At 64.9% G+C, this 22,152-nt stretch carries 30 protein-coding genes and 1 pseudogene; 18 read left to right on the plus strand and 13 right to left on the minus strand.

Going from position 1 to position 22,152, the window contains the following annotated elements:
- Positions 1-19 precede the first annotated feature (19 nt).
- Positions 20-1,574: pseudogene (locus FNL14_RS00295) on the minus strand (DUF222 domain-containing protein).
- 96 nt (positions 1,575-1,670) lie between these two features.
- Here FNL14_RS00295 and FNL14_RS00300 point away from each other — a divergent pair.
- Positions 1,671-2,282, plus strand: a complete 612-nt coding sequence (locus FNL14_RS00300) for a GNAT family N-acetyltransferase (RefSeq protein WP_181762494.1) — start codon at positions 1,671-1,673, stop codon at positions 2,280-2,282.
- Here FNL14_RS00300 and FNL14_RS00305 read toward each other — a convergent pair.
- Entirely contained in the window at positions 2,279-2,878 is a 600-nt protein-coding gene (locus tag FNL14_RS00305; RefSeq protein WP_142056643.1) for a DUF1992 domain-containing protein, read from the minus strand. The genes FNL14_RS00300 and FNL14_RS00305 overlap by 4 nt on opposite strands.
- A gap of 140 nt (positions 2,879-3,018) precedes the next feature.
- On the opposite strand from FNL14_RS00305, the gene FNL14_RS00310 reads away from it, so the two are divergent.
- Positions 3,019-3,537, plus strand: a complete 519-nt coding sequence (locus tag FNL14_RS00310) for a PaaI family thioesterase (RefSeq protein ID WP_142056645.1) — start codon at positions 3,019-3,021, stop codon at positions 3,535-3,537.
- A 63-nt stretch (positions 3,538-3,600) separates the two neighbouring features.
- Here FNL14_RS00310 and FNL14_RS00315 read toward each other — a convergent pair whose 3' ends face one another.
- The 7 genes from FNL14_RS00315 to FNL14_RS00345 all read right to left on the minus strand — a co-directional run bounded on the left by FNL14_RS00315 (position 3,601) and on the right by FNL14_RS00345 (position 7,270).
- The gene (locus tag FNL14_RS00315) at positions 3,601-4,098 is read right to left on the minus strand and encodes an SRPBCC domain-containing protein (RefSeq protein WP_142056647.1); all 498 of its coding nucleotides are present in this window, start codon (positions 4,096-4,098) and stop codon (positions 3,601-3,603) included.
- Between the two features lie 15 nt (positions 4,099-4,113).
- Positions 4,114-4,446, minus strand: a complete 333-nt coding sequence (locus FNL14_RS00320) for a helix-turn-helix transcriptional regulator (RefSeq protein ID WP_142056649.1) — start codon at positions 4,444-4,446, stop codon at positions 4,114-4,116.
- 132 nt (positions 4,447-4,578) lie between these two features.
- A complete protein-coding gene (locus FNL14_RS00325; RefSeq protein WP_091421492.1) occupies positions 4,579-5,313 on the minus strand; it encodes a GAF and ANTAR domain-containing protein in 735 nt (244 codons plus the stop codon).
- Positions 5,314-5,421: 108 nt separating this feature from the next.
- The gene (locus FNL14_RS00330) at positions 5,422-5,646 is read right to left on the minus strand and encodes a hypothetical protein (protein WP_091421495.1); all 225 of its coding nucleotides are present in this window, start codon (positions 5,644-5,646) and stop codon (positions 5,422-5,424) included.
- A gap of 2 nt (positions 5,647-5,648) precedes the next feature.
- Positions 5,649-5,906, minus strand: coding sequence for a hypothetical protein (locus tag FNL14_RS00335; RefSeq protein ID WP_091421497.1), 258 nt, complete (start codon positions 5,904-5,906; stop codon positions 5,649-5,651).
- Between the two features lie 120 nt (positions 5,907-6,026).
- On the minus strand, positions 6,027-6,422 hold the full coding sequence (locus FNL14_RS00340) for a hypothetical protein (RefSeq protein ID WP_142056651.1): 396 nt from the start codon (positions 6,420-6,422) through the stop codon (positions 6,027-6,029).
- Between the two features lie 83 nt (positions 6,423-6,505).
- Positions 6,506-7,270 carry a GAF and ANTAR domain-containing protein gene (locus FNL14_RS00345; RefSeq protein WP_142056654.1) on the minus strand — a complete coding sequence of 255 codons (765 nt, stop codon included), beginning with the start codon at positions 7,268-7,270 and terminating at the stop codon, positions 6,506-6,508.
- Positions 7,271-7,516: 246 nt separating this feature from the next.
- On the opposite strand from FNL14_RS00345, the gene FNL14_RS00350 reads away from it, so the two are divergent.
- From FNL14_RS00350 to FNL14_RS00385, 9 genes are all read left to right on the plus strand, one after another.
- Positions 7,517-8,245, plus strand: coding sequence for a GAF and ANTAR domain-containing protein (locus tag FNL14_RS00350; protein WP_091421504.1), 729 nt, complete (start codon positions 7,517-7,519; stop codon positions 8,243-8,245).
- Positions 8,232-8,519 (plus strand): hypothetical protein, encoded by a 288-nt coding sequence (locus tag FNL14_RS00355; protein ID WP_255470647.1) that lies wholly within the window; start codon positions 8,232-8,234, stop codon positions 8,517-8,519. The genes FNL14_RS00350 and FNL14_RS00355 overlap by 14 nt, the downstream gene beginning before the upstream one ends.
- Before the next feature lie 96 nt (positions 8,520-8,615).
- Positions 8,616-9,335, plus strand: a complete 720-nt coding sequence (locus FNL14_RS00360) for a GAF and ANTAR domain-containing protein (protein WP_170850845.1) — start codon at positions 8,616-8,618, stop codon at positions 9,333-9,335.
- A gap of 9 nt (positions 9,336-9,344) precedes the next feature.
- On the plus strand, positions 9,345-9,677 hold the full coding sequence (locus tag FNL14_RS00365; protein WP_091421508.1) for a hypothetical protein: 333 nt from the start codon (positions 9,345-9,347) through the stop codon (positions 9,675-9,677).
- A gap of 204 nt (positions 9,678-9,881) precedes the next feature.
- On the plus strand, positions 9,882-10,046 hold the full coding sequence (locus FNL14_RS23550; protein WP_255470648.1) for a hypothetical protein: 165 nt from the start codon (positions 9,882-9,884) through the stop codon (positions 10,044-10,046).
- The gene (locus FNL14_RS00370) at positions 10,039-10,560 is read left to right on the plus strand and encodes a GAF and ANTAR domain-containing protein (protein WP_255470649.1); all 522 of its coding nucleotides are present in this window, start codon (positions 10,039-10,041) and stop codon (positions 10,558-10,560) included. Before FNL14_RS23550 ends, FNL14_RS00370 begins: the two co-directional genes overlap by 8 nt.
- Positions 10,561-10,562: 2 nt before the next feature.
- Positions 10,563-10,814 (plus strand): hypothetical protein, encoded by a 252-nt coding sequence (locus tag FNL14_RS00375; RefSeq protein WP_091421513.1) that lies wholly within the window; start codon positions 10,563-10,565, stop codon positions 10,812-10,814.
- Positions 10,811-11,593: a GAF and ANTAR domain-containing protein gene (locus FNL14_RS00380; RefSeq protein ID WP_091421517.1), complete on the plus strand. Its 783-nt coding sequence runs from the start codon at positions 10,811-10,813 to the stop codon at positions 11,591-11,593. Before FNL14_RS00375 ends, FNL14_RS00380 begins: the two co-directional genes overlap by 4 nt.
- Before the next feature lie 303 nt (positions 11,594-11,896).
- Positions 11,897-12,094: a hypothetical protein gene (locus FNL14_RS00385; protein ID WP_091421520.1), complete on the plus strand. Its 198-nt coding sequence runs from the start codon at positions 11,897-11,899 to the stop codon at positions 12,092-12,094.
- Positions 12,095-12,179: 85 nt separating this feature from the next.
- On the opposite strand, the gene trxB is transcribed toward FNL14_RS00385, so the two are convergent.
- Positions 12,180-13,181 carry a thioredoxin-disulfide reductase gene (trxB, locus tag FNL14_RS00390; protein ID WP_142056655.1) on the minus strand — a complete coding sequence of 334 codons (1,002 nt, stop codon included), beginning with the start codon at positions 13,179-13,181 and terminating at the stop codon, positions 12,180-12,182.
- A 243-nt stretch (positions 13,182-13,424) separates the two neighbouring features.
- Here trxB and FNL14_RS00395 point away from each other — a divergent pair, with 243 nt between their 5' ends.
- Genes FNL14_RS00395 through FNL14_RS00405 form a run of 3 tightly spaced genes read left to right on the plus strand, consistent with a single transcriptional unit; the run spans position 13,425 to position 15,001 of the window.
- Positions 13,425-14,240 (plus strand): type II CAAX prenyl endopeptidase Rce1 family protein, encoded by an 816-nt coding sequence (locus FNL14_RS00395; RefSeq protein ID WP_142056856.1) that lies wholly within the window; start codon positions 13,425-13,427, stop codon positions 14,238-14,240.
- A gap of 42 nt (positions 14,241-14,282) precedes the next feature.
- A complete protein-coding gene (locus FNL14_RS00400; protein WP_142056657.1) occupies positions 14,283-14,576 on the plus strand; it encodes a hypothetical protein in 294 nt (97 codons plus the stop codon).
- A complete protein-coding gene (locus FNL14_RS00405; RefSeq protein ID WP_142056659.1) occupies positions 14,573-15,001 on the plus strand; it encodes a nuclear transport factor 2 family protein in 429 nt (142 codons plus the stop codon). The genes FNL14_RS00400 and FNL14_RS00405 overlap by 4 nt, the downstream gene beginning before the upstream one ends.
- Positions 15,002-15,092: 91 nt before the next feature.
- On the opposite strand, the gene FNL14_RS00410 is transcribed toward FNL14_RS00405, so the two are convergent.
- The 3 genes from FNL14_RS00410 to FNL14_RS00420 form a co-directional block, all read right to left on the minus strand.
- Entirely contained in the window at positions 15,093-16,133 is a 1,041-nt protein-coding gene (locus FNL14_RS00410) for an NAD(P)-dependent alcohol dehydrogenase (protein ID WP_142056662.1), read from the minus strand.
- Positions 16,134-16,250: 117 nt separating this feature from the next.
- A complete protein-coding gene (locus FNL14_RS00415) occupies positions 16,251-16,652 on the minus strand; it encodes a cupin domain-containing protein (RefSeq protein ID WP_142056664.1) in 402 nt (133 codons plus the stop codon).
- On the minus strand, positions 16,630-17,892 hold the full coding sequence (locus tag FNL14_RS00420) for a multidrug effflux MFS transporter (protein WP_142056666.1): 1,263 nt from the start codon (positions 17,890-17,892) through the stop codon (positions 16,630-16,632). The genes FNL14_RS00415 and FNL14_RS00420 overlap by 23 nt, the downstream gene beginning before the upstream one ends.
- A 141-nt stretch (positions 17,893-18,033) precedes the next feature.
- Between FNL14_RS00420 and FNL14_RS00425 the strand changes: the two genes are divergently transcribed.
- From FNL14_RS00425 to FNL14_RS00440, 4 genes are all read left to right on the plus strand, one after another.
- Positions 18,034-18,915: a helix-turn-helix transcriptional regulator gene (locus FNL14_RS00425; protein ID WP_091421537.1), complete on the plus strand. Its 882-nt coding sequence runs from the start codon at positions 18,034-18,036 to the stop codon at positions 18,913-18,915.
- 480 nt (positions 18,916-19,395) lie between these two features.
- Positions 19,396-20,517: an ABC transporter substrate-binding protein gene (locus tag FNL14_RS00430; protein ID WP_142056668.1), complete on the plus strand. Its 1,122-nt coding sequence runs from the start codon at positions 19,396-19,398 to the stop codon at positions 20,515-20,517.
- Positions 20,514-21,377 carry an ABC transporter permease gene (locus FNL14_RS00435; RefSeq protein WP_142056670.1) on the plus strand — a complete coding sequence of 288 codons (864 nt, stop codon included), beginning with the start codon at positions 20,514-20,516 and terminating at the stop codon, positions 21,375-21,377. Before FNL14_RS00430 ends, FNL14_RS00435 begins: the two co-directional genes overlap by 4 nt.
- Positions 21,353-22,141: an ABC transporter ATP-binding protein gene (locus FNL14_RS00440; protein WP_142056673.1), complete on the plus strand. Its 789-nt coding sequence runs from the start codon at positions 21,353-21,355 to the stop codon at positions 22,139-22,141. The genes FNL14_RS00435 and FNL14_RS00440 overlap by 25 nt, the downstream gene beginning before the upstream one ends.
- Positions 22,142-22,152: the final 11 nt, after the last annotated feature.

A 22,152-nucleotide genomic window follows, 5' to 3' on the forward strand; every position in this document is an offset into this window, starting at 1 on the left:
GCAAGGCGAAGCCCGTCGATCAGGGGCTGTGGGCTGCGACCCGCTTTTCAGGAGTGGAGTGCCTGTTCATGCCTCGTTCAAGTAACTGGGCAGAGGGCTTCGCCGACCCTGGGGGCTTCACCTGAACGAGGGGTTTCACCGACGGGAGGGGCTCCTCCCGAACAATGGGCTTCACTGGAGCGGAAGCCTTCACTGCCATCGCCAGGGCGCTACCCGTTAGGGGTGGCGCTGTTGACCTGTAGGTGTGGCCGGTGGGAGTCCGGGTTTCCACTGCGTGCCGCCGCCCTGGCCGGGTGACGGTCTTTGCGTCCCAGCCTGGTGTTTCTTTGGTGTGGTTGCAGGCTTCGCAGAGGCCTTAGCCGTTGGTGCTGGTGGTTGGCCCGTCGTTGTGCCAGGGAATGATGTGGTCAAGGTGGCGAATGGGCGCGCCGCAGTAGGGGGTTCGGCAGGTGTCGTCCCGTACCTGGATGAATCGGCGGAGTCCGGGCGGGAAGAGCCGGGCTTTGGAGTCCATCGCGACCAGCTCACCGCTGGTGGGCGTGGTGTAGAGCCGGCGGAGCCACACCTTGAGTGTGGAGCTTTCCGGTTCCGCGTTTAGAGAACCATCTGGTCCCAGGCCCGCTGCTTGGCCAGTGGCTTCACCACCGGTGGGCTCCGCATCTGCCAGAAGCTCACCCCGGATGGTTTTTCTGGCCCATTCGCCGGGGACGATGCCGTAGCCGGTGAGTCGTGCGGGTTCGCTGTCGTCTTGGAAGAGGGTGCGGTCGGTCATCACGAGCTGGATCTCGACACCGCTGATCCCGCCGGGTGCCGGTCACGCATTCCACGAGTTGGTCAGCCATGATGTTGCCCTTTGAACGCTCATCACCGGAAGATTTCAGGGTGTCAGAATGGCGGGTCAGTGCCGCGTACGCGGCCAGGCCTTGGGCCACCGGAAGCAGGGCGGTCAGGCGGGTCATCGTGTCCGGCGCCGGACGCAACGTCACGGTCCGCTCATTCACAGCGTGGCTCGCGCGCCGGGCGACCGACTGCGGGTCCCGCCGGTACGCCGCAGCCCGGACTGCGGCGATGACGGCCCGGTCCCCGGCGCCGGCCAAGGTCCCGGTGTGGGCGGCGATCTCCTCATCCACGGCGGTCCGGTCCTCGACCGACAGGCAGGCTGTTTCCTTCACCACCAGGGTGGCCCGCCACTCGTTCAACTGGCCCGATTCAAGCGCCGCGAACGTGTGGGGCATCTCAACCAAGGCTTTCCCCAAACCCAGCAACCGGGCGCCGCGAGATGGCGACTCGCGCCGGGCCAGGGCAATTTCCGCTCCCACCCCGGCGCCGAGTTCATCCGCCGGCACACCGGCCGCCGCCTGTTCCTGACGGGTTGCGAGGTGGTAGGCCACGGCGATCCGTGCCTGCTTGGCCGCAGCCGCGGACTTCACGTCCTCCAGCTCCCGCATCTGGTCGATCATTCTTTGCCTGTCAGCAGCGGGACGGACCAAAGACAAGGTGCGCAGGACATCCGCAACAACAGGCCCAGGGCGGCTTGCCGCTTCCTGCTGCCCCGCCGTCGTGATCGCGTCCATAAACAAAGTCTTCCAGCAGCCCGAGCCAACCGCGCGGAACCACCAGCCCTATGTAAATAACCCAACCCCTCCGCAAGAGCCCGGCAAAGTGGCAGGATGGGCGGGGTGAAAAGCCTCGAAACCAAGCGGCTGATCCTGCGCCCGTGGGAGCCGGAGGATGCCGGGTTCGTGCTGGACCTCTACTCCCGCTGGGAGGTGCAGCGCTTCATCGGCAACCATCCACAGGTGATGCGGGAATTCGCCGAGGCCGAGGAGCGGATCCGCGTGTGGCGGACCATGGACTATCCGCTCCACGGTGCCTGGGCTGTTCAGTTGAAAGAGGCAGTTCAGCTAAAAAAGGCCGCCCAGCTGAAAGAGCCACTCCAATCCAAAAGCACCCCACCCCTGGCCGGAACCCTGCTCCTGAAGTCCATCCCGGCGTCGGGCGAAACACTGCCGCTTCAGCCCTCCGGCGATACGGAGATCGGCTGGCACTTCCACCCCGACTGCTGGGCTCACGGTTACGCGACGGAAGCTGCTGCCGCAGTCCTCGCCTACGCCCTGGAAGGGGGACTGGACAGGGTGGTGGCAGTGACGGCCCCCGCCAACGCGGCATCGCAGAGGGTCTGCCGGCGCATCGGGATGACTCACCTGGGCCAGACCAACAGGTACTACAACGCACTCTGCGAGCTCTTCGAGGCCAGGGCACCCCGGACCACACTGCCCTAGCCGGCCGCGCCCTTCCAAAGCCGCTGCCACCACGAACGCGCAGCTTCCGGTTCCGGCGGCGGAGCATCAGCAATCCGGGCGGCACGGCGCTCCCGCCACCGGGAAACCTCCTCCTCCACATCCCGGGTCCTGGTGACCACCGGCGGGCCGCCCTGTAGCTGGCGCCGGGCGTCAATGACGCGGCGGTTGAAGTCGGCCAGGATATCCCGCACCTGCTGCTCGGTGTGCTGCGCGTCGAGCTTGGCGTCCAGCTCCGCATCCTCGGTGCGGAGCAGGATGGCAGCCGGGCCGAGGCCACTGATGTTTTCCCGCTGGATAAGGCCCTTGACCCACCAGTCGGGGTCGTACCGCTCCCCCAGCCCCGGAATCGGCTTGCCCGCATACTTGAGGTTGTCGAACTTGCCCTGCGCCATCGCGTCCCGCACCAGATACTCAGCCCGGGCGGCGTCGCTGACTTTCTTGCGCTTCTCCCGCTCCTGCGCATCAAGGGCGTCAAGCGCGGCTTCCTCCTCGGCGCTGATGCCGGCACCACGGTAGGACCGGACTTCAGCGGCGCGCTCCAGGCGCTTCCGGAAATCCCCCGCACCGCCGCTCATTGCTGCCACCGCCTCACGTCGAAATGATGCTTCCTTCCAGTATTCAGAAGGTTTCCGCCCGCTTCAATGCAAGGCGCCGCAATTGAAAGCAAGGGGAGGCTTAAGCTGTTCAGGCGTGGCCAGTCGAGGAGGAGTTGCCCATGGATGCCAAGGAATCCGCGGAGCGGACGGAAACGTTCAGTTGGGTGGATCCCCGCGTGGGGCTTGAACATCTGCCCCGCCTTTCCGGGTTCGACTACCTCTGCGGAATGCGGGACGGGAGCATCCCCCGGCCGCCCATGGCATCGCTGATGAACCTGGCCCTTATCAGGGTGGAACCGGGCCGGGTGGAGTTTGAGTGCCGGCCGGGCGAGGCCCACTACAACCCACTCGGGGTGGTGCATGGCGGCCTGGCGTGCACGCTCCTCGATACTGTGGTGGGGTGCGCCGCCCACAGCACCTTGCCCCTGGGTCTCGGCTATACGTCCATTGATCTCTCGGTAAGCTATCTCCGCCCCATCACGCTCAGGCACAGAGTCCTGAGGGCCGAGGGCACCGTGGTGAAGCAGGGGCAGCGCGTCATCTTTGCGGAGGGCCGGATTGCCCGGCCTGACGGAGAGCTTCTGGCCACGGCCACCAGTTCGCTGCTGGTTTTTGCCGCCGGCCACGAGATTAAGTAAGCGTACGACGGCGGGAGGTCCCGCCGTCGTACGCTTTCCTTGGGTGCCGGGAGGCTCAGCCGGTCACGCGTTCGCGTGTTCGGCGAGGATGGCGTCGATCTGGCCGACGGCTTCCCGCATGCCTTCCTCCATGCCCATCTGGACCATCTGTTCCATCTGCTCCTCCGACTCGAAGGTGGAAACGATGGTCATCCTGGTCCGTCCGCCCGTATCCTCGAGCGTGACCGTGGCGTGGGTGGTGCCCATGGACTCCACCGGAGCCCCGTTTTCGTCCGCGAAACCGTCGTCAAACTCCAGCTTGCGGGGAGCCTCGATGGCAGTGAACCGCCACCAGCCGCCGGCCTTTTCCCCTTCCGGCCCGGTCATGTAGTAGCCGGCCTTGCCGCCGGATTCGAAATTGAACTGCTCAAAGGTGGCCGGCCAGGTGGGCGGGCCCCACCAGCGCTCCAGCTGGCGCGGGTCTTCCCAGAGCTGCCAGACGCGTTCGACTCCGGCGTCGAACTCGGCAACGAGAATGAAGCTGAGCGCCTCAAGATTCTTGGTGGAACTGATAACCGACATTGCAGAACCCTTTCCCTATCCTTCAGCCAGAATGTCGGCGATCCGGCTTACGCGCTGCCGCCAGATCGCCTCATAGTCATCGAGCAGCCGGCGGGCCTTCTGCAGCCCTTCGTGGTTTCCCCGCACGATCTGCTCCCTTCCGCGCTTCTCCTTGGTGACCAGGGAGGCGCGCTCCAACACCGCCACGTGCTTCTGGACGGCAGCGAAGCTCATGGCGTAAAGGCCCGCGAGGCCGGAGACCGAGTATTCGCCGGCAGTCACCCGGCGAACAATGTCGCGGCGGGTGGAGTCGGCGAACGCCTGGAAGAGGCGGTCAAGTTCGGTTTCGCGGAGCTGATCTACAACCATTTGGTTGTACGATAAGTCGCGGACATAGCACCTGTCAACGATTTTTGTTTCGCGCCTGCTCGGACGCCATCGCCGGGAGGGCGGCCGACGGCGTGCCGCGCCTTGGTTTCTCCGCCGGCGCCTGAGAGGGAGCTAAGCGTCGAAGTGAGTCTGGACGCTGGTGCCCTGCAGCTGCTCAACCAGTTCTGTAGCCACGTCCCGCAACTTGCGGTTGCGGTTGCTGGAGACCTTGGTCAGGATTTCCATTGCTTCTGATTGTGAACACCTGTTCTGGGCCATGATGACCCCGCAGGCCAAGTTGATGGCCGTCCTGTGTTCCATGGCCGCCTCAAGATCTTCCGCCCGGTTTTCGGCAGTTTTGATGCGGACGGACAGATGCAGGGTGCTGTGCGCAGCGGCGCCAAAGCCCACGGCCTTGTCGTAAACATTCGGAGTGAAGACGCCCGGCCTGGTTGCGAAAAAGTTCAGTGCAGCGCTGGCTTCGCTGCTGATTTCCAAAGGCACGCCGAGTGAACTGTAAATGCCCGCCTCCGCAAACCTTCTGGTGAGCTCGGGCCAGCGGGAGTCCGAGGCGACGTCGTCGATAATCACCGGTGACATTTCCCTCAGGGCCCTCATGCAGGGGCCATCGCCGACGGCCTGCTCAATATGGTCGAGCCCAACGGCACGGTCACTGCTGCCTGCAACGGTAGTGGGCCTCCGCCTCAGCTTGACGGTGACTGCGCATTCGATGGCATCGCCTGCTGCTTCGGAAACCGCCGCTGCCGCCAGCCCTGAAAGCCCCGACAGGAACTCCACCCCGTCTTCGGCTCCCACCAGGATGCCTTGCAGCTGTGCGATCGATTCGTTGTCCGGTGAATTCGACATGCGCCTATCCTATGTCCCGCCCCTAAAACATGGGCGGTGTTGCTGTGTATGAACCAGGCGGAACGGCTGCCACCCCGCACTGCAGCCGTTCCGCCTCCTCCAGGACGCCTATTCGGGCACCTCCATCTGGAAACCGCACTGGCAGTGCAGTACCTGCGTTGTCAGGTAGACGTCCAAGGCGTCCTCGAATGGCTTGTCAGTGAAGGCCGGCGCAATGAGCCTGCGCAACTCGGAGCCCGTCTTCTGCATGGGCTGGCCACAGTGGACAAACTGCCCGCCAAAGGCCAGGACGCCGTCAATGCGGTTCTTGGGACCCTCCGGATTGATGGACATCGTCAGGCCGCGGCCGGGTAGCTGGACAGGATGTAATCGGCCGCGGCAGGGCCCACCATGCGGAGCCGGGTGTCGTGGAGGTCGATGCCTTCCCGGTGCATGGCTGCCCGGAAGGTGACGTCCGGCTTGGCTTCCAAACCCTTGAGCAGGCACCAACTGACGTAGAGCCCATACAGGCAATCGGCAGACATGGGGCAGTCAGTATCGAATTCCGGAACGGTAGCTTCAGCAAGGAACTGTGAGAAATGCGAGGCAGCCATGATGGCTCTCTTTCGCTGGTGTGCATTTATCCGCCGTCGTGCTACAGCGGTCACTCCCGGAGGCCCTGCACTAGGCCCGGAGGGGCAGGTCGCCAAATGTGACGCCTACCACTCAAAAATTTACGCACTCTCCGCGCTTCTGTCCAATGGGACTTTTCTCTTGCCGACAGCCGAGTCCTTTCCCAACAAAGACCGGATCCAGAAAAGTTCAACGGCGGCATCAAGCAGGTAGGCCCTGCTGATGCGCCCACTCAAGGAGTAATACAAGTCAATTGCAGCAAGCGTTAAGGCAGCACCGATGCCGAGTCGCCTTGCAACGGCGGCGCTTTCCCTGCCGGGGGTAGCACGCACTTGCTCCAGGCCGATGGCGATAAGGAGGCCCGATACCGTGCGCACCAGCCATTTGTCTGCCTTTGGTCCGCTCACGGCCTCGAAGCTGCGCATATGGACGAGCGGCCACAAGCCGTTGATGATGTAGAAGGCTCCTTGCAGTTTTGCTGTTTTGGAAGACTGCATCGTCCTCGCTCCCTCAGTAAGGTCCTGTCATGATCCCCTGCCACCGGTTAACGCCAGGGCTCGTTCGTCGACAGCCGCGCAGCTCACTCGTCGAAATGCGTACGCAGGGCGGAATCGGGCGAAACTGATTCGATGATGCCTGCTGCCACGTCCCGCAGCTTGACGTTGCGGCTGTTGGACGCCTTCCGCAGGATGGCCATCGCTGATTCCTGGCTGCAGCGGCTTTGTGCCATTATCACGCCGACAGCAATATCGATGGCGGTCCGCGATTTCATCGCGGCCTCCAGATCCTCCTTGGCATCCCGCAACTGGGCGAGGCGCAGTTCGAGCCGCAGAGTCTTGGCGGACTGCTCGCCGAACAGCTCCGCACGTGCAATGTCCTCCGGGGAGAATCCATGCACTGCCGAGGAGTAGATGTTCAAAGCGGCTGAGGAATCGCCCTCAAGCTGCAGGGGCACGCCCAGTATTGAACCGATGCCGTGGGCTGCGACTGCCTGCGCATACTGCGGCCAGCGCTGCTCCATTGCAACATCGGCAACGTACACGGTCTTGCCTGTACGCATGGCCGTAAGGCAGGGGCCGTCGCCGTAGGCGTACTGGAGGTCGTCCATCACGCGTGCTGTGGGCGTACTGGAGGCGACAGAGACGGGCCGCTTCCGGCGCACCACCGTCACGTTGCAATGTACCTCTCCTCCTGGCGGGGCGAGGAGAGAAGCCGAGAAAACGGCGAGTTCCTTGAAAAAGTCCTGGGCGTCGCCGGCCTGCAGGACGAGGTCCTGGAGGCGGGAAACGATGCCGTCCTGAATTGCGGTGGCCGGCAGGGAGGCTGTATCGGGCAGGGCGTCCATTCCAGATCCATGAAGTCGGGATTCAACCGCGCCAGTTTCCAACGCGGCCTTTAGACGCCCACTTCCAAACGCTGCCACCAGCCTACATCGATTTGACGGGCTTCCGGAAAGCCGTAGCGCCGGAACCCCGCGCGACTGCGTCGTCAGGGTCTATTCTTGTCTTGGAGGGAAAATTACTTTCCGCTCCCGGCCCAGCAGGGGGCACCCCACGAAGACAGCAATGTCCTTCGCAGAAGGTCCGCTCCCATGCCACAACAACTCCCCTTGGATGAACTCACCCTCGCGCTTGCGCGCATCAGGGGCCTCCTCCTGACCGAGGAGAAAGTAGACCGGGCCGTCCAACGGCTTGCCGAGGGCATCCGCGACGCTTTCCCGGCAAGCTCGGGGGCGGGCGCATCACTCATGGACGAACACGGCAAGCGGACCAGCACGGGAGCCACTGACCCGGTAGTCCTTGAAGCGGACGCCGCACAGTATGAGCTCGGCGAGGGTCCGTGCATTACGGCGTGGGCCACCGAACGCAGTGTGGTGATTCACGACGTCGCTACTGACGACCGCTGGCCCTTGTGGTCGCAGGCGGTCCGGGAACTCTCCATCCGCTCCGTCATCAGCTCGCCGTTGATGGCAGGCACACGATGCCTGGGGGCTCTGAAAATCTATTCAACCCAGCCGGGCGTCTATGACGCCGCCAGCGCGAGGCCCCTGGAAAAGCTTGCCGTGCCTGCAGCCACTCTCCTGGACAATATCCAGAGCTCCGAGGCTCCGCAGCGATTCACCGAAGTCCTCGCTTCTGCCCTGGACAGCCGGGACACAATCAACCGCGCCCAGGGCTTCCTGATGCACCTGCACGGCCTTGACCAGGCCACAGCCCTTCAGCAACTCGTGGAGCTCTCCAAGTCCAGCAGGCAGTCACTCTTTAGCATCAGCACCGGGATCCTCGCCGGAACCAAGAGAACCTCTGATGACGGACCATGAATTAAGCCGCCCCGACTCCTCGATGGGCCTTGAACAGGAGCAGAGCCGGCTCCTGCGCAAAGCCCTGCAGCGCTCCGGCGTCAGGCATGGAGATCTGTGGCTCCGCTACTTCAGCATCGGAGGGACCGTGGGTGAATACGAAGTTGACGCCTACATCCAGTCGCTGTTCTCCCTGCCGGCGGGCCAGCGCGACCTGCTGGCGCACGCAGCAAATGAACTCATCGACGAGCTGCCGCCGCTGCCCCGGGCGCCGTACCTGCAGGACCTCGCCTGAACGGGCGCACCCCGGGTGCCCTCCCGCCGTCGTAATGCACATACCCGCAGGCGAGCCCAAGGGACGGCGGGAAGGCCTTGGCCCTATGCTGGAATTATGGCGCAGCAACTTCCCCTCGACGAGCTCAGCACTGTGATCGCTCGCATCCAGGGGCTGCTGCTCACTGAGGAGAAGGTGAATTCGGCTGTCCGGCTATTGGCCCAGGCGGCCAAGGAATCGGTACCGGGCACCATTGGAGCGGGGGTGTCCCTCATGGATGCCCGCGGACGCCGGACCAGCAGCGGTTACACCGACAGGATTGTGGCCGAGGCCGACGCCACGCAGTACGAGCGCGGGGAGGGTCCGTGCCTGACCGCCTGGGCAACGGAAAAGCCGGTGCTGCTCCAGGACATCCGGGTGGAAACCCGCTGGCCGGATTGGCGCAGGGCCGTGGCGGGGCTGCCCGTGCGTTCGGTTGTCAGCGCTCCCCTCATCGCAGGCAAGGAGACCATCGGCGCCCTGAAGTTGTATGCCGCGCTGCCCAATACATATGACGAGTCCAGCACCACCCTGCTGCAACTTTTTGCAGCGCCGGCCGCCACGCTGCTCTCGCACATCCAGGCCAGCGAGGCACCCCACAAGATGACCGAGGGCCTCCAGGCCTCCCTGTACACCCGCGACCTGGTGAACCGTGCCTGCGGCGTGCTGATGGAACGTATGGGCCTGACCCACGAAGCAGCCCTGCAGTGGCTCATCAGGCATGCCCGCGACGAAAACACAGCATTGCAGGACGTCAGCGCACGAGTCCTGGCCGGGACGCCGGCATCCGGATCGTAGGCCGTCCACATGGGTTTCGATCCTAATGAACCGGAACAACGGCGCAGGCTCCGTTCGGCCATGAGGGCCGCCGGCATCTCCATATCCGAGCTGTGGCTGAAGTATTTTGGCATGTCCGGAGACGCCGGCGAATACGAGGTGGAGGCCTACCTGCAGGGGCTGCTGTCGCTGCCGCCCGTGCAACGCGACCTGCTGGCGCTGGCGGCCAATGAGCTGATCGACGATCTCCCCCGGCCTCATGCGCCGTACACTGACGATTTCGACGGCGGTCCGGGCCCTGCCCCCACCACATCGGAGATCCGGGAAGATGGCACCGGCCGCCAGGCGGAACCGGACGAGTAGGTCAAGGACCGGGCATATCAATAGGTCCGGTACCGGCGTAGTGTCGGTAGTAGGAGATTTCGGGATACCCATCAGATCCAGAGGTTGAATGATCGGGTCCGCCGCGCAGAGAGCGGAGGCCGCCAGCCAGGGGCAACTGCCCAGGGCACACCTATGGATCGAGGGCCCATGGCCCAGGACAGCAGACTTACCACGTTGGACCGAATGCAGGATTTGCTCCTGGAAAGTCCCGGGTTCCCCGAGTTCCTCCTTGGCCTGGCCACGATCTCCGCCTCGCTGCTGGGGTCCGATGGCACGGTCACCTGTACCATCACCGTGGAACGCGACGGAGGAGCGGCAACGGTTGCCAGAGGGCCGCCGCTTGGATGAAACGCAGTACTCGTTCGGCGACGGACCATGCCTCACTGCCGCCCGGCAGCAGCGCCTGGTGTTGATTGCGGACCTGGAAAACGACGAACGCTGGAGCGACTACCTGGAGGCAGCCCTCCAGGAGGGCGTGCGCTCCGTGCTGGCCGTCCCCATCCCCACTGACGCCTTCTCGCATGCCGGATTGAACTGCTATGCAGGCACCGTGGGCGCCTTCACCGCGGAGACGGTGGGGCTTCTCGAACAGCACGCGGCTGCCATGTCCCGCGTGCTGAGGATCGCACTGCGGCTGCACGGAACGGACATCCATCCCGAGCACCTTCGCGCCGCCCTGAAGTCGCGGGCAGTGGTGGACGCGGCCGTCTCCCTGATCATGCTCCAGCAGCATGGCGGCCGTGAAGACGCCCTGCAGATCCTCCAACTGGCGGCCAAGTCAAGCAACCGCCGAATGCACGACATTGCCACTGACATTGTCCGCGGAGCCGGACTTCCCGGAGCGGAGCAAGACGAGAGGTAGGAATGTATCCCTACGGAGCCGATGGTCCCGAAGGATCGGATTTTGCCGCCGAAGTACGGCGGGGCACAGCGGAGCGTTTCCGGAAGACAGACCTTCCGCTGGCCAAATTGTGGACGTATTACTACGGCCTGGGCGGTGGGATCGATGAGATGTCACTGGATGCCTACCTTCACGAGGCACTTGATATCCCGTCGGGGCAGGTTGCCTTGATCGCCATGGCCATGACGGAGCTGATAGAAGGCGAAACACTATGACAAACCAGGAGTCCGGTGCCGGAAACTTCAGCATCGTGCCGCAGGCGGACCCGGTTCCCGCCCCGGATGTGGAGACGCGGCTGAAGGAACTGGTCCTGGACAGCAAGGATGTGGCCGGCTTCCTTACCGATCTGGCGCTGATTGCCGCCGCCCGGCTGTCCTCCCCGGGTAACCGGATCCATTGCGGCGTCACCGTTATGCGGCGCAAGAGGCCCGAAGCTGTAGCCAGCAACGATGCGGCAGCCCGCGCCCTGGACGAGTTGCAAAACGGGTACAAGGACGGCCCCTGCCTCACCGCCCTCAGGAACAGAACCACGCTCCTGGTTCCCGACCTGGCCGCCGAGCGGCGGTGGGCACACTACACGAAGGCCGCCCAGGAGAATGGTGTCTCATCCATCCTCGCCGTGCCACTGGACCTGGCCGGTGAGGCAGAAGCCGTGATGAACCTGTATTCCGGCTGCAGCAACGGATTCACGGACGAGGACATTTCCACTGCCGAGGCGTTCGCCAGCCAGGCGGCGACTTCGCTGCGCCTGGTTCTACGCATCGCTCAACTCAGCGAAGCCCGGAACGACATGGCAGTCGCCATGCAGTCGCGCACGGTGATTGACATGGCCATCGGCGCCATCATGGCCGAAAACAGGTGCAGCCGGGACACAGCCTTCAAAATCCTCACCAAGGCCTCCAGCACCCGCAATATCAAGCTGCGGGACGTGGCAGCAACCGTGATCGCCTCCATTTCGGGCGAGAATCAGATCGACACCTACTTCGACGAATAGGCCACCGTCAGCCGCCCCCTTGCTGCCGTGATGAGAATCACTTGCAATAATTGCCGTTTCGGTTGAGACGCTTCACCTGCTCTGGGCACTATGGAAAAGCAGGGTTGGCCAGCGGGCTCACGCTCGCGCGGCTTGGTGTGATTGGTCACATCGCCCCTGCACCGGTTGCGGATCCCAAAAGCAACCTGCACCATGGAAGTAAGGGAATGCGCTTTCCCACTTGCAGTCAGTCCTCACCGACGAGGACACGGTCCGGGCAAAGAAGATTCCGGGCTGCCCACCGCATGAAATGGAAGTTGAATAATGACGTTCGATGCCAATAACTCCGTGACCCTCAAGATCTGGGACCGGTCAGCCCTCCACCACACGCTTGACGCCGCAGTGAGTGACCTCTCGGCCCGCCACAACACCACCACCTGCCGCATCGCCGTCACCTGCAGCGGGCCCAACACGTTCACGTTGAGTGTCCGTGGCGAGGACCGCGCACTGGCCTCCGCCTAACTCACGTAAACAAGACTGCAGCGGACGACGGCGGGAAGTAACCGCCGTCGTCCTCTTCAGTTAACTGCCCTCCCGGAAAAGTCCGTTAGCTGTGGGTGGGTTCTTCGACCAGGGCTGTGGCGATGCTGTCGGCGTCGTTCAGGGCGGCGAGGTAGCGTTCTGCGTCGAGGGCGGCGGCGCAGCCTGTGCCGGCAGCGGTAATGGCCTGCCGGTAGCGGTGGTCCACGGCGTCCCCGCACGCGAAAACGCCGGAAATGTTGGTGACAGTGGTGGGTGAATCCACCTTGATGTAGCCGTCCTCGTCCAGGTCCACCTGCCCGGTCAGCAGTTCCGTGCGCGGCACGTGCCCGATGGCGACGAAAATCCCCGTAGCGGCCTGATGCCGTGTCTCCCCCGAACGCGTGTCCTTCAGAGTCACTCCGGAGACTTTCCCGTCGCCATGGATCGCCGATACTGCGGAGTTCCATGCGAAGGTGATCTTGGGGTTGTCCTTGGCCCGCTGCGCCATAATGCGGGAGGCCCGCAGTTCGTTCTTGCGGACCACGACGGTGACGGACTTTCCGAACCGGGTCAGGAACATCGCTTCCTCCATGGCCGAGTCACCGCCGCCCACCACGATGATGTCCTGTTCGCGGAAGAAGAACCCGTCGCAGGTGGCACACCAGGAAACCCCGTGGCCGCTGAACTTCTTTTCCTCCGGCAGGCCGAGCTCCTTGTACGCCGAGCCGGTTGCGAGGATGACGGCCGGAGCCCGGTGGGTTTCGCCGCCGCCGGTGACCACAGTCTTGACGTGACCCTTCAGCGAAACCTCCGTGACGTCGTCGAACATAACCTTGGCGCCAAACTTCTCGGCCTGCTCCTGCAGCCCGTCCATGAGCTCCGGCCCCTGGATACCGCCCGGGAAGCCGGGAAAGTTCTCCACCTCGGTGGTGTTCATCAGCGCGCCTCCCGCCGTGACGGAGCCGGCGAGCACCAGAGGCGCAAGGCCGGCACGGGCGGCGTAAATGGCGGCGGTGTAGCCGGCGGGGCCGGAACCGATAATGATCAGCTGTTCGCTTGCGGGATGGTGGTTCGCGTCAATGGTCACGGCGGGCTTCCTTTGCTTTCGGTCGTTCGGGCGTTCGGGAACAGGCTTCCCGGCCTCCGGGTGCTGACCGGTTTAGCCAGGGACTCGTGGGTCAGCGGACGGCGGGATACGGTTTTAATCGTGCGGGATTATTTTCGCGCGGCTCCTACTGAATCTACGCGGACGGCGAGGAAAAGTGTGGCATCACGTCAGAACGCCAGTGGCAAGGAAGAGTCCATGACGCAGCCGCCCGCCCAATCCCGCATGCACCAGGCGCGGCCCACTGGGCTGAACGGCGCGTCACTGAACGTGATCCCGGCAGCGCTGGTCTCGGCGTCGGGCTTTCTGCTGTTTGTCCGCGAGGACCGCCTCTCCGGCTTCCTGCTCCTGGCCGCCGCCCTCGTTCTGGCCGCAATCATCGACCGGCGATTGCTTATCGACCTGGGACTCATCGCCGTGGGGCTGACTGCGATGAGCCTGGTGCCCATCACCACGGACATCAGCACCGGACACATGGCCGTGATGGGCACAGCCATGATCCTGGCCGTTGGTATTCCGTACGCCGTTTCGCGGTTCATCACCAGGGAGCATGCCATCCGGTTCCCTGTCCGCACCGGCCAGCCGTGGACCCGCGCCGAAAAGTGGTACCTGCCAGCCGTCCTGGTGATCGGGTACGCGCTGATGCCCGTCTACATGATCCGGACCGGCGTCTACAACAACTGGCCGGCCGTCAGTGACCCGGAGGGCATTGCCAGGCTTTTCCTGGGGACCAACGTGCTGGGCATCTGGGATGAGCTGTTCTTCATCTGCACCGCGTTCACGCTCCTGCGCCGGCATCTTCCGGACTGGCAGGCCAACCTGCTCCAGGCCGTGCTGTTCACGTCCTTCCTCTGGGAGCTGGGGTTCCACGCCTGGGCGCCGTTCTTTATCTTCCCGTTTGCGCTGCTGCAGGCGCGGCTGTTCACCATCACCAGGTCGCTGTCCTACATCGTCAGCGTGCACCTGCTGTTCGATTTCGTGCTGTTCCTGGTGCTGATCCACGCCCACAACCGCGAATGGATCGACATCTTCCTTTACTGATGTGCTCTGGACGCGCACCAGTGAGGCGCCCATAGTTGAAGCGTGCAGACACCCGACCCTGAACTTGAGGCCTTGCGGCAGCGTGCCGAGCGCGGTGATTCGGACGCCGCGGATGAACTGGTTGAACGCGCCGCGGAGCGCGGGGACCTGGACGAACTGAGGCGGCTGGCCGAGTCCGGCAGCAGGGACGCCATGGACCAGTTGGTGGAAACCGCCGGCGAACAGGGCGACCTTGATGAGCTTCGGCGCCTGGCGGCCGCAGGCAACCGGGACGCCGCCGACGTGCTGGCGGAGATTGAAGACGACGGCGGCTCCTGGCACGGGAGGAAGTCATGAGTGAAGTCATAGACACGCTGGTTGCCGCCCTGAATGCCCACGACCTGGAAGGGGCGGCAGCGCTTATTCACGAGGACTACCGCAGCGAGCAACCGGCCCACCCCGGCGCTGCCTTCGTTGGGCGCGCTCAAATGCACGCCAACTGGCAGGCGATGTTTGCCGGGATTCCCGATTTCCACGCCGAACTGATCCGCTCGGTTGATGACGGTGACACGACCTGGAGCGAATGGTCCTGGTCCGGAACGCGCAGTGATGGCCAGGACTTCAAGGTGCGTGGAGTAACACTCTTTGAGCTCAGGAACGGCAAGATCACGGCGGGCAGGCTCTACATGGAGGAGGTCGACCGCCTAGCCGTGAATATCGAGCAGGCGGTGGAAAACCTCTCGGGACAGCGGCCGGATACGGCGCCGAACCCACAGCAATAACTGAGGGGATGGCATAGAGCGGGCCCTGGGCGATTAAAGCCCGACGGCGGCCCGCCCCTTGGGAGCCGGCCGCCGTCGGACGCTTTTGGTACTAGAGGGTGGCAGTGTCGATCACGAAGCGGTAGCGGACGTCCGAGGCCAGGACGCGCTCGTAAGCGTCGTTGATCTTCTCAGCGGGGATGACCTCGATCTCGGCGCCGATGCCGTGCTCGGCGCAGAAGTCCAGCATCTCCTGGGTTTCGCGGATGCCGCCGATCATGGATCCGGCGAAGGACCTGCGGCCGCCGATCAGCGCGAAGGCGTTCACCGGGAGCGGCTCCGCGGGGGCGCCGACGTTCACCAGCGCGCCTTCGAGGGCCAGCAGCTGCAGGTAGGAGCTGATGTCGATCGAGGCGCTGACGGTGTTGATGATCAGGTCAAAGGTGCCGGCGAGCTCCTTGAAGGTGTTCTCGTCGCTCGTGGCGTAGTAGTGGTCCGCGCCAAGGCGCAGCCCGTCTTCCTGCTTCTTCAGCGACTGCGACAGGACCGTCACGTCAGCACCCATGGCGTGGGCGAGCTTGACGGCCATGTGGCCGAGCCCGCCGAGGCCGACGACGGCAACCTTCTTGCCGGGGCCGGCGCCCCAGTGCCGCAGGGGTGAGTAGGTGGTGATGCCGGCGCACAGCAGCGGGGCGGCGACGTCCAGGTCCAGTCCCTCAGGGATGCGCACCACGAAGTCTTCGGTCACCACAACATGGCTGGAGTAACCGCCCTGGGTGATGGTGCCGTCGCGGTCAACCGCGCCGTAGGTGCCCACCATGCCCTTGAGGCAGTACTGCTCCTCGCCCTTCAGGCAGTTGGCGCACTCCTTGCAGGAGTTGACCATGCAGCCCACGCCCACCCGGTCGCCGACGGCGTGCTTGGTGACGGCGGAACCCACCTGGGTGACGACGCCGGCGATCTCGTGGCCGGGGACCAGCGGGTACTGCTGCGGGCCCCAGTCGCCGCGGACCGTGTGGATATCCGAGTGGCAAATTCCGGCGAACTTGATCTCGATCAGGACATCGTTCGGGCCCACCTCGCGGCGTTCGATGGTGGTGGCGATGAGGTCATCTGTGGCGGACGGGGATGCATAAGCTTTGACGGTAGTCATGGCTCTCCTGTTGTTCTTGGGGGTTCTCTAAAATGCTAGCGGGGTCGAAGACCGGCAAACCGGCATATCAGGCCGGCAGGGGTGGCCCTGTTGATACTGGGTCTGGCAGTCCTACCCTTAACGGCCTTCGTACTGGTCATCCGTGATGTGCTCGGCCCAGACGGTGGTGACGGCGGGGTCGTCAGAGTTCTCCAGGATGGCGATGTGCTCCATGAAGGTTCCATTGGCCGAGGCGTGCCAGTGCTCCTCCCCGGGCGGGGTGTAGAGCGTCTGCCCCGGGTGTACCTCAATGATCGTGCCGTCCCGGCTGCCAAAGCGGGCCACACCTGCGGTGACATGCAGGTACTGGCCGCGTTCATGCGAGTGCCAGGCAGTGCGGGCACCTGGCGCGAAACGCACTTTGGCAACCACTGCACGCTGCTCAGGCCCGTGCGGTGCGGCAATCAGGTCCAGCCACACGTTGCCGGCGAACTGCTCCGGCGGGTTCTTGATGGTTTCACGGGCTGGTTCGATGTTCATGTGCTTGTTCCTCCTGGAAGGGAATGGGTTTGGAATGCGGCCGGGCAAGGACAAGGAGCCCGAACAGGGACAGCAGCGCGCCAGCGATCATGAGCAGGGCCATGGGCACCGCCGTGTTCTCACCGCCCAGGCCAGCGATCGGCGCCACAATGCCTGCGGTGGTCCACTGGACGAGTCCCAGGACGGCGGAACTGGTGCCGGGGTGCCGGGGCACCTCCGCGGAAGCGAGGGCGCCGCCATTTGTGTTGATCAGGCCCTGCGCCACCATAAGGGCGAAGAAGCTGCCCATGGCCACGAGCAGCGGGGTGGCCCACCACAGTGCTCCGGCCAGCATGGCCACCCCGGCGGCCAGCGCGATGAGCTGCCCCACCAGGATGACCTTCCTGGTAAGGACCCGGCCGGCCATCCTGGCTGATACCAGGGCCGCGATGGTCATACCGCCGGCGTTCGCGGCGAACACGATGGAGTACATCACCGGAGACAGGCCGTTCATGTTCTGCAGGATGAACGCGGACGTGGCCACGTACGCGAACAGGGCGATAAAGGCCGACGACGCCACCACCACATAGCCAACAAAGCTGCGGTTCGAGAGCACCTCCTTCGCCGCACGGCCGAATTCTGCCAGCCCGCCGGAGTGGCGTTTCTCCGGCGGAAGCGACTCCGGGACGACGAACAGGGCACAGAGTGTCATCAGGATGCCCAGGGCGGCAAGCGTCCAGAAGGTCATCCGCCATCCGGTCAGCTGCAGGATCACGGCTCCGAGCAGCGGGCTGATGATGGGTGCCACGCCACCTATGCCCATCACAATGTTCAGCACCCGGACCAGCTGGGACCCATGGGCGAGGTCCACGATGACGGCCCGGCCGATCACCATGGCCCAGCCGCCGCCAAAGCCCTGCAGGAAGCGGGCGATCATCAGGAGTGCGATGTTCGGGGCGAGGGCACAGGCCACCGATGCCACCGCCATCAGGACGGTGCCCGCCACCAGGGGGAGCCGACGTCCGCGCTGGTCACTGAACGGGCCGCCCACCAGCTGGCCGAGGCCCATACCGGCGAAGAACGTGGTGAGGGTCAGCTGCACCGCCGAGGCCGTGGTGCCGAAGTCCGCGGATACGCGCGGGAAGGCCGGGACGTACATGTCCGTGGCCAGGGGTGCCACCGCCGTCAGGAAGATGACAGTGGCCACCAGCGTCCCGGGAACGGCGCCGGCGGACGGCGCCCGCGTTGCGGTTGGCAGCATTCGTTGAGCACTCCATCTGGTTGATGACGAAAAGGGGATGCTTCCATCAAACCGGGCCCCGGAAGTCCTAGCGAGGGCCCTGCTGAAACGGGTTTTGGCAGACCCTCCTTACGGATTGGCCATTCGTCGTAACGTGTTCTTATGGATAACCGAGCCGAGGTACGCCAGTTCCTCTCCACCCGCCGCGGGCGCATCACGCCGGAGCAGGCAGGGATCGAACCCTACGGCGGACGTCGCCGCGTGCCCGGCCTCCGGCGGGAAGAGGTGGCCCGGCTCGCCGGGGTCAGCGTGGACTACTACACCCGACTGGAACGCGGGAACCTCACGGGTGTCTCGGACAGTGTCCTCGATGCGATCGCACGGGCCCTGGAACTGGACCGGGCCGAACATGACCACCTTTACGACCTGGCCAGGACGGCCAACATGACGGGCCGCAAGCGTGCGGCGAGCGCCGCGCCAACGCGTGTCCGGCCCGAACTCCAGTACCTCCTCGACACCATTACGGGAGCGCCGGCCTTCATCGGAAACAACCGGATGGACATCGTGGCCGCCAATACGCTGGGGTACGCGCTGTATTCGGACCTGTACCGCGGCCCGGCACGCCCGGCCAACCATTCACGCTTTATCTTCCTGGACCCCCGGGCCCACAACTTCTACACGGACTGGGAACGGGCAGCCAATACCAACGTGGCCATCCTCCGCCGTGAGGCCGGACGGAACCCGCATGACAAAGGCATTGCCGAGCTGGTGGGCGAACTGTCCATGCGCAGCGACGATTTCCGCACCCGCTGGGCTGCACACAATGTCCGCCGGCACTATGCCGGGACCAAGTTCTTCCAGCACCCTGTGGTGGGGCTGCTCGAACTGAACTACCAGGTCCTGGGACTTGAAGAGGACCCCGGGCATTCACTTACGGTCTACCCCGCGACTCCGGGCAGCCCCTCCGAGGAAAGCCTCAAGCTCCTCGCTTCCTGGGCGGCAACGGAGAAGATCACCGAACTGGCCCAGGCCAGCGCGGGCTAGCTCCAACCAACCCGGTGTTGCGGTCCAGTCACGTTAACCACCGTTGCGGATCATGGCGCAGCGTTGCCCGGTTTGTCCTTCTGATGGCGCTGTAAGTAGCGCCGTTTCCTTCCGTTTCGCGTCTTTTGCATGATGCTGGCCAAGGCCCTGACTGCCGTGCTTAGGTGTTTCCAAGGCCTCGGCCATGCAGCATCAAACAGAACCAAGCAGAACGAACAGGAGGACCCGATGCCGGAAACCACCATCCGCCGCCAAGGCAGCCCCTTCGGTTCCGCCTGTTGCCCCACGCACCGAATGTGCGGCATGCGCGGTGCCCAACAGTGGCGGCTCCCCCGCTCCTGACTGCCGGCACCTGACAGCGCGCAGCACCTCCGTTTTTCCCCATCCCGCTCCGGGCTCTCTTCGAGGGCCAGCTCGGCCGTGCCTTCCTTCCGACTTCGCATGCCACTTTTCCCACGCCAATCCTCCGAAAGGCCAACCATGACCTTCGCCGCCTCCTCTTCACCCCCGTCCGCCTCATCCGGGGCCTCCAGCTTCACCCGCCGCCGTGCCCTCGGCGCCTTCCTGGCACTGCCAGCGCTCGGGCTCCTGACCGCCTGCGCGGGTACTGCCACCGCTGGCAACTCCACCAGCCAGGCGTCCCTGGCCCCACTGGCCACCACCGTTCCCGCCGGAACCACCGTCAAAGTGGGAGACCCCACCGTCAAGGTAGCCTTGGAACTCTCGGGCCTGAAGAAGGAACTCGAAGGATTCAACGTGGAGTTCGCCAACATCTCCGGCGGGCCCCAAACAACAGAGGCTTTCCGGGCCAACGCCTTGGACGTCGGTTCCGTGGCGGACATCCCGCCCATCCACGCCACCTGGACCGGCCTCGATGTCCGCATCATCGCCAGCGCCTACCGCCAGGACGCTGTAAACCACCCCATCTACGAGCTGGGCATCGCCCCGGGAGCCGGCATCACCTCCCTGGCGGAGCTGCGCGGCAAGAAGATCGCCTACAGCCCCGGCCAGGCCCAGGGTGCTCTGGTGCTGCGGATCCTTCAAAAGGCAGGCCTCGCGCAGGATGACGTCAAACTCATCGAGCTGCCCAGCACCGGTGACACCTACTCCACGGCCCTGTCCAGCAAGCAGGTGGATGCCGCGCCACTGGGCGGGGTACAGATTAAGCGCTACCTGGCCAAGTACAAGTCCGACGGCGGCACCACCCTCCGGCACGGCCTGCGGGATGATCCGGGGCACCTTTACTCCCCCGCCAAAGTGCTGGCGGACCCGGCCAAGGCCGCCGCACTGGCTGCTTACGTCAAGGTGTGGGGCAAGGCCCAGCGCTGGATTGAGGACCACCCCGAGGAATGGCTCGAGGGCTATTACATCAAGGACCAGGGCCTGTCCCGCGAAGACGGCCAGTACCTGATCGACGCGGCCGGCAAACGGGATGTTCCCACCTCCTGGGCTGAGGGCATCGAGCGGCACCAGCAGACCATCGACCTGCTGTCGAAGGAACAGAAAAAGCCGCACCTAAAAGCGGCGGACCTGTACGACACCCGGTATGAGGCCATTGCCGGCACCGCCTTCGCCGAAGCAGCAAAGGGCGGTGCAGCATGAGCGCCGTCCCCGTACTGGACCGTCCCGCCGTCGAACCCCACCTGGATCCGACCCTCGCCACACGCGAGGACATCCGCCCCACCGGCAGGCGGCTGGGACCGGGCCGCCGCCGGCGGCTGGCCTGGTTGCTGGGCCCCGGCGCCCTGCTGGCACTCTGGACCATCTCCTCCGCCACCGGCCTGCTGGACCCAAGGATCCTCTCCGAACCCTGGACCGTGGTGGCCACCGCCGGTGAGCTCCTCGCCGACGGCCGGCTCCAGGAAAACCTCGCCATCTCGGCCCAACGGGCAGGGCTGGGTCTCTTCTTCGGCATCGTGGTCGGCGCCCTGCTCGCCCTGCTGTCAGGACTGAGCCGCGTGGGCGAGGCGCTCATCGACGGGCCGGTGCAGATCAAGCGGGCCATCCCCGGCCTCGCCCTGATCCCGCTCCTCATCCTGTGGTTCGGCATCGACGAGACCATGAAGGTCCTCACCATCACCCTGGGCGTTTTTGTCCCCATCTACCTGCAGACCCATGCCGGACTGCGCGGCATCGACCTGCGCTACGTGGAGCTCGCCCAAACCGTAGGCCTCAGCCGTGCGGCCTTCATCCGCAAGGTGGTCCTCCCCGGCGCCCTGCCCGGGTTCTTCCTGGGCCTGCGGTTCGCCGTCACCGGTGCCTGGGTGTCCCTGGTGGTGGTGGAGCAGATCAACGCCACCAGCGGCATCGGCTACATGATGGAGCTCGCCCGCACCTATGGCCAAACCAACATCATCGTCCTCGGACTGGCCGTCTACGGCATTCTCGGCCTGGTCTCCGACGGCGCCGTCCGCCTCATCGAACGAAAGGCCCTCTCGTGGCAACGCACCCTGGCGGGCTGACCGCCGCCGCACGTCCCGCCGTCGTCAACCCTGCCGGCAAGCCCGCTTCCGGCGACGTCACCGCAGTTTCCGTCCGGGACCTGATCCGCAGCTTCGGGCCCAAAGGCGTCCTGAACGGCGTGGACCTGGACATCGCATCGGGCGAATTCGTGGCCCTCCTGGGCCCCAGCGGCTGCGGTAAAAGCACCCTGCTGCGGGCACTGGCCGGGCTGGACCACGATGTGCGCGGCAGCGGCGTCATCAGCGTCCCGGAGCGGGTCTCCGTGGTGTTCCAGGACTCCCGGCTCCTGCCGTGGGACACCGTGCTGGGCAACGTCACCCTGGGCCTTCGGGAGCACGACGCCGAGGCCCGGGCACGCAAGGCCCTCGCCGAAGTGGGGCTCGCCGGCCGCGAGAAGTCCTGGCCCCACGAGCTGTCCGGCGGTGAACAGCAGCGCGTGGCGCTGGCCCGGTCGCTGGTCCGTGAACCCCAGCTGCTGCTGGCCGACGAACCCTTCGGCGCCCTCGATGCCCTCACCCGGATCAAGATGCACGGGCTGCTGCGTGACCTGGTGGCAGCCCACCGGCCCGCCGTCCTGCTGGTCACCCACGACGTGGACGAGGCCATTGCCCTCGCCGACCGCATCGTGGTGCTGGACAGGGGCCGCGTGGCCACCATCCGCACGGTTTCGCCGGAGGTCGGTACCGCTGCCGACGCTGCCGGACACGAAGCCCTGCGCCGCGAACTGCTCACCGACCTCGGCGTTGCCGCCGTCTCCCACTGAACCGAACCCAA

This window comes from Pseudarthrobacter sp. B4EP4b (assembly GCF_006680095.1).
Classification (GTDB): Bacteria; Actinomycetota; Actinomycetes; order Actinomycetales; family Micrococcaceae; genus Arthrobacter.

Excerpts from the sequence above, each read along its gene's own strand:
- FNL14_RS00315 (WP_142056647.1), bottom strand. The coding sequence starts at position 4,098 with ATGTCGGTTATCAGTTCCACCAAGAATCTTGAGGCGCTCAGCTTCATT.
- FNL14_RS00420 (WP_142056666.1), bottom strand. The coding sequence starts at position 17,892 with ATGCTGCCAACCGCAACGCGGGCGCCGTCCGCCGGCGCCGTTCCCGGG.
- FNL14_RS00360 (WP_170850845.1), top strand. The coding sequence starts at position 8,616 with ATGGCGCAGCAACTTCCCCTCGACGAGCTCAGCACTGTGATCGCTCGC.
- FNL14_RS00320 (WP_142056649.1), bottom strand. The coding sequence starts at position 4,446 with ATGGTTGTAGATCAGCTCCGCGAAACCGAACTTGACCGCCTCTTCCAG.
- FNL14_RS00430 (WP_142056668.1), top strand. The coding sequence starts at position 19,396 with ATGACCTTCGCCGCCTCCTCTTCACCCCCGTCCGCCTCATCCGGGGCC.
- FNL14_RS00330 (WP_091421495.1), bottom strand. The coding sequence starts at position 5,646 with ATGTCCATCAATCCGGAGGGTCCCAAGAACCGCATTGACGGCGTCCTG.
- FNL14_RS00310 (WP_142056645.1), top strand. The coding sequence starts at position 3,019 with ATGGATGCCAAGGAATCCGCGGAGCGGACGGAAACGTTCAGTTGGGTG.
- FNL14_RS00355 (WP_255470647.1), top strand. The coding sequence starts at position 8,232 with ATGACGGACCATGAATTAAGCCGCCCCGACTCCTCGATGGGCCTTGAA.
- FNL14_RS23550 (WP_255470648.1), top strand. The coding sequence starts at position 9,882 with ATGCAGGATTTGCTCCTGGAAAGTCCCGGGTTCCCCGAGTTCCTCCTT.
- FNL14_RS00305 (WP_142056643.1), bottom strand. The coding sequence starts at position 2,878 with ATGAGCGGCGGTGCGGGGGATTTCCGGAAGCGCCTGGAGCGCGCCGCT.
- FNL14_RS00325 (WP_091421492.1), bottom strand. The coding sequence starts at position 5,313 with ATGTCGAATTCACCGGACAACGAATCGATCGCACAGCTGCAAGGCATC.
- FNL14_RS00365 (WP_091421508.1), top strand. The coding sequence starts at position 9,345 with ATGGGTTTCGATCCTAATGAACCGGAACAACGGCGCAGGCTCCGTTCG.
- FNL14_RS00385 (WP_091421520.1), top strand. The coding sequence starts at position 11,897 with ATGACGTTCGATGCCAATAACTCCGTGACCCTCAAGATCTGGGACCGG.
- FNL14_RS00435 (WP_142056670.1), top strand. The coding sequence starts at position 20,514 with ATGAGCGCCGTCCCCGTACTGGACCGTCCCGCCGTCGAACCCCACCTG.
- FNL14_RS00415 (WP_142056664.1), bottom strand. The coding sequence starts at position 16,652 with ATGAACATCGAACCAGCCCGTGAAACCATCAAGAACCCGCCGGAGCAG.
- FNL14_RS00410 (WP_142056662.1), bottom strand. The coding sequence starts at position 16,133 with ATGACTACCGTCAAAGCTTATGCATCCCCGTCCGCCACAGATGACCTC.
- FNL14_RS00350 (WP_091421504.1), top strand. The coding sequence starts at position 7,517 with ATGCCACAACAACTCCCCTTGGATGAACTCACCCTCGCGCTTGCGCGC.
- FNL14_RS00340 (WP_142056651.1), bottom strand. The coding sequence starts at position 6,422 with ATGCAGTCTTCCAAAACAGCAAAACTGCAAGGAGCCTTCTACATCATC.
- FNL14_RS00380 (WP_091421517.1), top strand. The coding sequence starts at position 10,811 with ATGACAAACCAGGAGTCCGGTGCCGGAAACTTCAGCATCGTGCCGCAG.
- FNL14_RS00300 (WP_181762494.1), top strand. The coding sequence starts at position 1,671 with ATGGGCGGGGTGAAAAGCCTCGAAACCAAGCGGCTGATCCTGCGCCCG.
- FNL14_RS00395 (WP_142056856.1), top strand. The coding sequence starts at position 13,425 with ATGCACCAGGCGCGGCCCACTGGGCTGAACGGCGCGTCACTGAACGTG.
- FNL14_RS00425 (WP_091421537.1), top strand. The coding sequence starts at position 18,034 with ATGGATAACCGAGCCGAGGTACGCCAGTTCCTCTCCACCCGCCGCGGG.
- FNL14_RS00405 (WP_142056659.1), top strand. The coding sequence starts at position 14,573 with ATGAGTGAAGTCATAGACACGCTGGTTGCCGCCCTGAATGCCCACGAC.
- FNL14_RS00375 (WP_091421513.1), top strand. The coding sequence starts at position 10,563 with ATGTATCCCTACGGAGCCGATGGTCCCGAAGGATCGGATTTTGCCGCC.
- FNL14_RS00335 (WP_091421497.1), bottom strand. The coding sequence starts at position 5,906 with ATGGCTGCCTCGCATTTCTCACAGTTCCTTGCTGAAGCTACCGTTCCG.
- FNL14_RS00345 (WP_142056654.1), bottom strand. The coding sequence starts at position 7,270 with ATGGACGCCCTGCCCGATACAGCCTCCCTGCCGGCCACCGCAATTCAG.